Source organism: Kocuria sp. CPCC 205231, from assembly GCF_040980965.1.
Classification (GTDB): domain Bacteria; phylum Actinomycetota; class Actinomycetes; order Actinomycetales; family Micrococcaceae; genus Kocuria; species Kocuria rosea.
On record NZ_JAVKPP010000067.1, the window covers coordinates 1 to 791 of the forward strand.

Annotated in this window: 1 pseudogene; it reads right to left on the bottom strand. The window is 72.6% G+C overall.

The annotated features are described in order from the left end of the window. Positions 1-23: 23 nt before the first annotated feature. Positions 24-791 (bottom strand): annotated as a pseudogene (locus tag RF640_RS18885) (IS21 family transposase); the annotation flags it as partial.

Sequence of the window (791 nt, forward strand, 5' to 3'; positions counted from 1 at the left end):
CGTCTCGGCCGGTGTGGTGGCCATCAGGCGACCTCGATCCCGAACGCGCGGTCGTAGTCGGCCAGATCCCGTACCAGCGGATCCGGCTCGGCGCCCGGGTGGGGGTGTTGTTGGTAGGCCCGGCGCAGCACCGCGGCGGTGGCCACGTGCGCCGGATCGGTGACCGTGGTCGCTGACGCCCAGCAGCGCGCGTGCTCGGCCACGACCCGGCCCTGGCAGCGCACGAGCACCCGATCCAGGTCGGCGGTGACCTCGACCATGGCCCCGATCACGGTCGGGTCCACGGAGTAGTCGTTGCCGGCGACCCGCACGTAGTAGTCCCGGCCCAGCCGCACCCAGGTGCGGTGCCCGAGCGCCGGGGCGACCGGCGGCACGGGGAGCATCGCGGCCCGATCAGCGGCGATCAGCTCCGCCGGCCGGGCGGCGATGGCCCGCACCCGGCGGGTGTTGGCACCCACCAGCCAATGGCGCAGTTGGGCGTTGAAGTCGGCCGGGGAAGCGAAACTGCGTCCGGGCAGGAACGAGGTCTCGAGATAGCCGTTGGCCCGCTCCACGATGCCCTTGGACTCCGGGTCGTAGGGCTTGAGCTGCACCAGGGTCGCCGCCATCGTGCCCATGAACGCGGCCACCCCCTCGGCCGGGCGGCCCCCGCGACCGATGCCGGACTCGTTGTCCCAGACCCACCGCCGCGGCACGCCCTGGATCTGCTCGACCACCAGATGCCACATCCCGGCCAGCAGATCACCGGTGGTGCGCGAGGGAATCATCACCGCGGTGACGAACCGCGAGGA